This is a genomic window from Methylobacterium aquaticum (assembly GCF_001043915.1).
GTDB classification, from domain to species: domain Bacteria; phylum Pseudomonadota; class Alphaproteobacteria; order Rhizobiales; family Beijerinckiaceae; genus Methylobacterium; species Methylobacterium aquaticum.
Window position 1 is genome coordinate 1 of sequence record NZ_LABX01000387.1, and the last position, 7,737, is coordinate 7,737.

At 72.0% G+C, this 7,737-nt stretch carries 7 protein-coding genes; 1 reads left to right on the top strand and 6 read right to left on the bottom strand.

Annotation, left to right across the window (positions count from 1 at the left end):
* The 6 genes from VP06_RS32530 to VP06_RS32555 all read right to left on the bottom strand — a co-directional run.
* Positions 1-1,304, bottom strand: a 1,304-nt coding sequence (locus tag VP06_RS32530; protein ID WP_048467963.1) for a YcjX family protein, incomplete at its 3' end; no start/stop codon positions are given.
* Positions 1,305-1,387: 83 nt separating this feature from the next.
* Positions 1,388-2,578, bottom strand: a complete 1,191-nt coding sequence (locus VP06_RS32535) for a hypothetical protein (protein WP_048467964.1) — start codon at positions 2,576-2,578, stop codon at positions 1,388-1,390.
* A gap of 185 nt (positions 2,579-2,763) precedes the next feature.
* The gene (locus VP06_RS32540) at positions 2,764-3,282 is read right to left on the bottom strand and encodes a SixA phosphatase family protein (protein WP_048467965.1); all 519 of its coding nucleotides are present in this window, start codon (positions 3,280-3,282) and stop codon (positions 2,764-2,766) included.
* 4 nt (positions 3,283-3,286) lie between these two features.
* Positions 3,287-4,132 carry an AAA family ATPase gene (locus VP06_RS32545; RefSeq protein ID WP_048467966.1) on the bottom strand — a complete coding sequence of 282 codons (846 nt, stop codon included), beginning with the start codon at positions 4,130-4,132 and terminating at the stop codon, positions 3,287-3,289.
* A 78-nt stretch (positions 4,133-4,210) separates the two neighbouring features.
* Positions 4,211-4,864, bottom strand: coding sequence for a hypothetical protein (locus VP06_RS32550; protein WP_048467967.1), 654 nt, complete (start codon positions 4,862-4,864; stop codon positions 4,211-4,213).
* Complete coding sequence (locus VP06_RS32555) at positions 4,861-6,090, bottom strand: hypothetical protein (protein WP_048467968.1); 1,230 nt, start codon at positions 6,088-6,090, stop codon at positions 4,861-4,863. Before VP06_RS32555 ends, VP06_RS32550 begins: the two co-directional genes overlap by 4 nt.
* Before the next feature lie 242 nt (positions 6,091-6,332).
* On the opposite strand from VP06_RS32555, the gene VP06_RS32560 reads away from it, so the two are divergent.
* Positions 6,333-7,637: a cystathionine gamma-synthase family protein gene (locus VP06_RS32560; RefSeq protein WP_048467969.1), complete on the top strand. Its 1,305-nt coding sequence runs from the start codon at positions 6,333-6,335 to the stop codon at positions 7,635-7,637.
* The last annotated feature ends 100 nt before the right edge of the window (positions 7,638-7,737 follow it).

Below are 7,737 nucleotides of genomic sequence, written 5' to 3' on the forward strand. Positions count from 1 at the left end.
CGCTCCGGCAGCTCGCCCGGGAAGATCGCGGCCTCCGTCTCGCCGTCGAAGGTCTCGCCGTCGACGCTCTCGCCCGCCTCCGGCGTGCCCGCCACCGCCCGGAAGGCGTGCGGCCCGTCATGCACCACCGTCTCGCGGGTCGAGCGCACCGAGGCGAGCGCCTGGGTGCTGACATGAGCGCCCGCGGCTTCCGTGCGCCGCAACGAGCGGGCGACCAGGAGGCGCAAGAGCGCGTCGAGCCGGTCGTGGCTGGTATGGTGGAGGTGGTCGGCCTTGGTGGCGGCGAACAGGATCCTGTCGGCTCGCGGCGCGAAGAAGCGCGACAAAAGGGTGTTGCGCCCGACCCGCAGGCTCATCAGCACCCGGTCCAGGGCCTCTTCCAGCTCGGCCAAAGCCGCCGCCCCGGCATCGACCGCCGCCAGCACGTCGACCAGCACGATCTGCCGGTCGATGCGCTGGAAATGATCGCGGAAGAACGGCGTCACCACCCGATGCTTGTACGCCTCGAACCGGCGCTGCATCAGGCTCCCCAAGCTGTCGGGGTTGACCGGCCCGGTCAGGATCAGCGGCGCGAAGGTGAGGGCCGGCGAGCCGGCGAGGTCGCCCGGCATCAGGAAGCGGCCCGGCGGCGTGGTCGCCACCGCCTCGGGGCCGGCGCGCACGGCGGCGAGGTAGAGCTTGAACGCCTCGCTCGCCCGCTCGGCCACGATCTCGTCGAGGGGCTGGTTGGGATCCAGCGCCCGCAGGGAGGCAAGCCAGGGCGCCGCCATCGCGGTGCGGCCGGGGCGCTCGGCGGCGGCGATGGTCTCGCGCGACCAGCCCTCGTAGGTCTGCTCGATCAGGGCGAGGTCGAGCAGCCACTCGCCCGGGTAATCGACGATGTCGACCATCAGGCTCGCCGGGCCGGTGCGCCAGCCGGCCTTGCGCTCGTAATCGACCTCCAGGCGCAACTGGCTGATCCGGTCGGTGGAGCGCGGCCAGCGCCGCGCGTCGGTGAGCGCCGCGAGATGGTCCTCGTAGGGGAAGCGCGGCACCGCGTCGTCGGGCTGCGGCACCAGGCGGGCCCGGCGCAGGCGGCCCTCCTGCGCGGCGCGGAACGCCGGCAGCGGATGGAGGCCGGTGAGCTGGTGGACGAGCGCGGTGGTGAACACCGTCTTGCCGGAGCGGGCGAGGCCGGTGACGCCGAGCCGCACGGTCGGCTGGACCAGCAGGTCGTTCGAAGCCTCGGCGAGGGAGCGCGTGGCCTCGGTGACGGATTTGGCGAGGGAGCCGGCACGCGCGGCGAAATCGGTCAGGGGCGGCACGCGGTACGCTCTCGCTTCATCGTGATCCGGGAGGTGGCGCGGGCCTGAGGGTTCCGCAAGGGCTCAAGGCGTGCGCGATGGGCTCAGGGCGCGGCTTGCGCCTGCCGGCTCGCTGTGCGCTCGGCCTCGGCCCGGGCGATCGCCGCGGCAACGAGAGCCGGGCTCGCCCGCAACGCCCCGAGTTCGACCGAGGACATCGCCAGCAGCACCGGGGCGAGGCGCTCGGTGGCGTGGCCGTCGGGCGTGAACAGGCCGAGATCGTCCCCGGGCTTCACCCCGACGCTGCCGGCGATGCGGGCGGCGTAGTTCTGGATGCGGATCTCGTCCGACCCGCACAGGGGCGCGGGTGGGCGCAGGGCGGCCGGCAGGGCCGAGACCGGGGCGGCGGCGAGCGTCGGCAGGGCGGCGGCTTCCGCGGCGAGGCGGGCGCCGTCGAGGATCCGGCTCGGCTCGATCACCGCAGTTCGGCGCGCCGTCTCGCCGATGCCGGTGGCGATGGACGGGAGCGGGGCCGCCGTGACGGGGCGCATCAGCTGGCGTGGCCGCCCCTGCATCCGGGCGAGCGCCGACCAGGGCTGGATCCGCAGGGCGTTGCCGGCGGCCGGGCGTGCGGGTGCGGCGGCCGGGCGCGCCCGAGCCCGCGCGACCCGCCGGGGCGCTCCGCCGCGACCGTGGCTCGCGAGGAAACGCGCCCTCAAGGTCCGGCCGATGCCCTGCGGCGCCAGAGCCGCCAGCGCCGGGGAAGCGGCCCGTGCGGGTGAGACCCGGCCCGCCGGGATCGCCCGTGCGGCGACCGGGCCGGCACATTCCGCCGGCGCCCAGCGCCGGACGATCGCCAGGGCCGAGCGGCGCCCGTACTCGCCGTAATAGCGCCGCAGCAGCGAGACTGCGGCATCCGCCCCCTGCCCGGCCGTGGCGAAGCCGGTATGGCCCTCCTGGTCGCCGCCGATCTCGCCGTCCCAGCGCGCCCGCTTGATGCACCAGTAATTGTTGAGCTTGACGCAGCGGGCCACGAAGGCCGGGTCGCTCGGTGCCGCCCAGGCGGTCCAGGCGAGCGAGAGCGGCAGGAGCCCGTTCTTCGTCTCGCTGCGCCAGTTCGACACCGCGCGCGATTCGGGCCGGTAGACAGGGGCCTCGCGCACGGGGATTGCGAGGGCGGAGGCCGCCGCGAGCCCGCTTCCGACGCGCGCGGCGGCGTCCCGGACCAGGGCGGCGCCCGCATCGGCGGCGGGGCCGGCCGCGAGGCTCAAGGCGAGGAAGGCGGTGAGGATCACGGGGCCCGGGTTGCGTTGCTGAGGCTCGGCTGTCTCAAGCGATGGGGCGGCCGCTGCGTTCCGACGGCGGTGCGGGTTCCTTCTGTCCCACGGGCATCACGGCTGTCCGGACATGGGAAATCCGCGCCCGTCTCCTCCCGAAGGCCCCTGCTTCGATCAGAACGACGATGTCACCGCCCCTTCGCCTACTCGTCCTCGCCGTGCCCGAGGCTCTTGGGCGTCACGAACCGCTCGACCGTGCCCTCCCCGCCCTCGACCTTGGCCCACGATTCCGCGGAGACGTCGATCACCGCGATGGCCGCCGTCGGGTACTTCTTGGACAGCGCTCGCCGCGCCTCGCCCGGCTTGGACAGCAGGCGCGCGAGGTCCTGGAAGCCCGGATTGTGCCCGATCATCAGGACGGTCGCGGCCTCGTCCGGGATGGCCTGCACCACGTCGAGCAGGCGCGACACCGGCGCCTCGTAGATCTGCGGCACGGTCTCGTCCGCCACGGCCCCGAGGGCCGGCTTGACGAGATCCCAGGTTTCTTGGGTGCGTCGGGCCGGCGAGACCAGCACCCGATCGGGGATCAGCCCCTGCGCCGCCAGATAGGCGGCCATCTTCGGCGCGGCGTCCTGGCCGCGGGGGGCGAGCGGCCGGTCGGCATCGGCGACGCCGTCCGGCCAGTCGGACTTGGCGTGACGGAGGAGGATCAGGCGGCGCATGGCTCTAGCGTCCCTCGCGGCGGCTTAAGAATGCGAGCTTTTCGAACAGCCCGACATCCTGCTCGTTCTTCAGCAGTGCTCCGTGCAGCGGCGGGATCAGCTTGCGGGGGTCGCGCTCGCGTAAGCTCTCCGGGCCGATATCCTCGGCCATCAGGAGCTTGAGCCAGTCGAGCAGTTCCGAGGTCGACGGCTTCTTCTTCAGGCCCGGCGCCTCGCGCACCTCGAAGAAGACCCGCAGAGCCTCCTCGACCAGGCGCTGCTTGATGCCCGGATAATGCACGTCGACGATCGCCTTCAGCGTGTCGGCGTCCGGAAACTTGATGTAGTGGAAGAAGCAGCGGCGCAGGAAGGCGTCCGGCAGTTCCTTCTCGTTGTTCGACGTGATGATGACGATCGGGCGGCGCGCCGCCCGCACGGTCTCGCCGGTCTCGTAGACGTGGAACTCCATCCGGTCGAGTTCGAGCAGCAGGTCGTTCGGGAACTCGATATCGGCCTTGTCGATCTCGTCGATCAGCAGCACCGGCCGCTCCGGCGCCGTGAAGGCGTCCCACAGCTTGCCGCGGCGGATATAGTTGGCGATGTCCGACACCCGCGGGTCGCCGAGCTGCGAGTCGCGCAGGCGCGAGACCGCGTCGTACTCGTAGAGGCCCTGCTGCGCCTTGGTGGTCGACTTGATGTGCCAGGTCAGCAGCGGCGCCTTCAGACCCCGGGCGATCTCCTCCGCCAGCACGGTCTTGCCGGTCCCCGGCTCGCCCTTGACGAGGAGCGGCCGCTCCAGGGTGATGGCGGCGTTGACCGCGACGGTGAGGTCGCCGGTGGCGACGTAGCTCTCGGTTCCGGTAAAGCGCATCGGGCTCGCGTCACGTCCTTCAGAAGGGATTGCCCCGAACCTATGCGGCGAAGACGGCGCTGGCGAGCCCCGCCGGTCTCACAGCTTCGCCGGATCGAACCACACGCAGCTGCGGGCGATCACCGCGAAGTTGATCTCCGAGCGGGCCGGCTGCGGCAGCAGCTCGCCGTCGATCGCCACGGTGGTCTGGTTCGAGGTGGCGCCGTCGCCGAAGGTCTGGGGCCGCGTCACGTAGCAATACTGCTTCTCGGGCTTCTGCTCGTCGCCCTTGAAGTTCCATCCGGTCACGATCGTGCCGTCGAGATAGGGCACGGTCTTGAACACCGTGAAGCTCGTGCGCACCGCGGCATTGGCGGGCGCCTCGGACTTGCCCTGGTTGCCGGTGAGCGAGGCGACGTCCGGCCGCCCCTTCGCCGCCGGCAATCCGCCCTCGATCTTGAGGGTGTTGTCGGTGAGCCGGACCTCCCCGCTCGTCTTGAGCGTCGTCGATTCGAGGGCCTGGGTCAGGGCCTTGGCAAGCGTGTCGGAGGCGTTGCCGACCTCGTTCATCGTCGCGTAGCCGTAGAAGGCGGCCCCCAGCCCGGCGCCGGCTAGACCCACGAAGGCCCCGAGGCCGATCGCCCGGAACAGGAAGGCGCGGGCATTGGAGATCCGGGCCTCGGCCCGCAGGCGCCCGTTGACGTGCTGGGCCAGCACGACGTTTTCCGGCGTGCCCGGTGCGAGGTAGCTCACGGTCTCGGTCTCTCGATGCGGTCGTCGTCGCGGGTCGGCGGCGCCGGGGGCGTGCCGGCCTGCGGCACGGTCGGCGAGCGGCGCTGGTCGAGGGGGATCGCGGCGCCGGAGGCCACCGCCGCCTCGCGCATCGCCCGCTGCGCATCCTGGATCTGGGTCGCGCTCTCGGCCACCTGGTTGAGGAGCAGCGGCACGCCCTCGGCCTGCATCATCGTGTCGAGGTCGTCCTCGTCGCGGTAGGTCTTGCGCACCTGCACGGCGCAGAGCGCGAGCAGCGTCGAGGCGAAGGCGGCGCACAGGGCCGGCGCGAACACGAAGATGCGCAGGAAGGCGTGGACCTGCTGGTCGGTGACGTCGATCGGGTCGGCGCCGTAGACCATGGCGGTGAAGGAGTGGAGCTGCGAGCGGCGCACCGCATCGCGATAGGCGCCTTCGGCTTCCGTCACCCGGCGGTCGGCGGCGGCGCGGTCGAGCTGGGCCCGGGCGGCGCGGGCCTCCGTGAGGTTCTTGGCCACCACCGCCCGTTCGTCACCGGCGGATTTCAGGCTGCCGGCGATGGTGGCGGTGCGCGGATCGGTGACGCAGCGCAAATAATTGTAGCGCTTGCCGCGGGTGTTGGTGCCCGACAGGCGCTCGCAGCGCTGGCCCGGCAGGCCGGCAAGCTGGGCCGAGGCTTCCGCGGCGCGCTTCTCCAGGGCGGCGGCCTCCGCCGTGTACTGCGCCACCCGGGCATCGGCCTGGGCGATGCGGTTGTCGATCGTGCCGCGATCGGCCTCGGCCTCCTTCAGGACCGTGCGGGCCTTCGACGCCTCGGCGAGACGGGGATGGAACATCATCTCGCCGAGCTGAGACACCGACTTGGTGGTCACGCCCGCCGCCATCACGATGCCGACGATCGCCAGGCCCTTGATCAGCCAGTCGCGCTGGACCCGGATCAGGATGCCGAGCGGCACCCGGCACAGCTCGATCGCCGCGTAGACGATCGGCGCCAGCAGCATGAACCAGAAGCTCTGGTCGTCGCGGTTGGCATAGGTCTCGGCGAAGAACCACGCGCCCGCGAGCGAGGTGCAGATCACCAGCGCCTCGACCAGGTAGGCGATGGCCACGTAGCCCCAGCGGATGCGGTAACCCTTGCGGATCGCCCGGTCCTGCTTCCAGGCGTCGGTCTCGTCGGTCCAGGCGCGCTTCTCGCGCACCACCACCCGATCGGGAGGCTGTCGGCCCATCTCGGCTCCTCGTCGGCCGCCCGGGAGCGGCCGCGTACACGGAATCTCAATCCTTCGTCCTAAGGGGGTTTTGCGCCGAAAATGCGCCCCGGGCGAGCGGGGCGTGCCGCGGCGCAGCGTCCGGGCCGCGGTTTACGCACCGCAAAACGCCGTGGCCCGCGCTACAAGGGGCCTGTGCGGCGCCCCCCTGCGCCGAATCCGACGCCGCGTGCCGGCGTCGCCACACCGGAGCGAGGCCCCGCATGTCGGACGACCGCTACCACAAGGACCGTTTGGGCAACCGCCGCCTGCACCCCGAGACCCTGATGCTCGGCTACGGCTACGACCCCGCCCTCTCGGAGGGGGCCGTGAAGCCGCCGGTCTTCCTCACCTCGACCTTCGTGTTCACCTCCGCCGAGCACGGCAAGGCGTTCTTCGACTACGTCTCGGGGCGGCGCGAGCCGCCGGCCGGCGAGGCGGCGGGGCTGGTCTATTCGCGCTTCAACCATCCCAACAGCGAGATCGTCGAGGACCGCCTGGCGGTGTTCGAGGAGGCGGAGGCCGCGCTCCTGTTCTCGTCCGGCATGTCGGCGATCGCCACCGTGATCCTGGCCCATGCCCGGCCCGGCGACGTGGTGCTGCACTCCCAGCCGCTCTACGGCGGCACCGAGACGCTGATCGCCAAGACGCTGGCGGGTTTCGGCATCGGCGCGGTCGGCTTCCAGGACGGCACCGACGCGGGCAGCATCACGGCCGCGGCCGACGCCGCGGAGGCGTTGGCGACGAAGACCGGCGGGCGCGTCAGCGTGGTGATGGTCGAGACGCCGTCGAATCCTCTCAACACCCTGGTCGATCTGGCGCTGGTGCGGGCCGCCGCCGATCGGATCGGGTCCCGCCAGGGGGGGCAGGCGCCCGTGGTGGTCTGCGACAACACCCTGCTCGGCCCCCTCTTCCAGCACCCGTTGCGCTTTGGTGCCGACATCTCGGTCTATTCGCTGACGAAATATGTCGGCGGCCACTCGGACCTGATCGCCGGGGCGGCCCTCGGCGCGGCGGCCCGGATGAAGCCGGTGCGGCTGCTCCGCTCGGCCATCGGCACCCAGCTCGACCCGCATTCGTGCTGGATGCTCGGGCGCTCGCTCGAGACCCTGACGCTCCGGATGGAGAAGGCCAACCGCAACGGCGAGATCATCGCCGAACGTTTGCGCGCCCACCCGAAGGTGACGACGCTGCATCATCTCGGCCACCTCGAACCCGGCTCCGGCGCGGCCAGGGTCTATGCCGCGCAATGCGCCGCCCCGGGCTCGACCTTCTCGTTCGACGTCGCGGGTGGCGAAGCGGAGGCGTTCCGGGTGCTCAACGCGCTCCAGCTGTTCAAGCTCGCGGTGAGCCTAGGCGGCACCGAATCGCTCGCGAGCCATCCGGCCTCGACCACCCATTCGGGCGTGCCGAAGGCGGTGCGCGACCGGCTCGGCGTCACCGATGCGACGATCCGGGTCTCGATCGGCATCGAGCATCCGGAGGATCTGGCGGCGGACCTGGAGGCGGCGCTCGCGACCTTGGGCTGAAAAGCGGCCTTGTCGGCCCGTTTTGGCTTGCCCCGGCGGGTCCCCTCCGCATGATGGCCGCCCGAGTCCCGGCCGGCCCGCGGGGGGGGGCCCCCCCCCC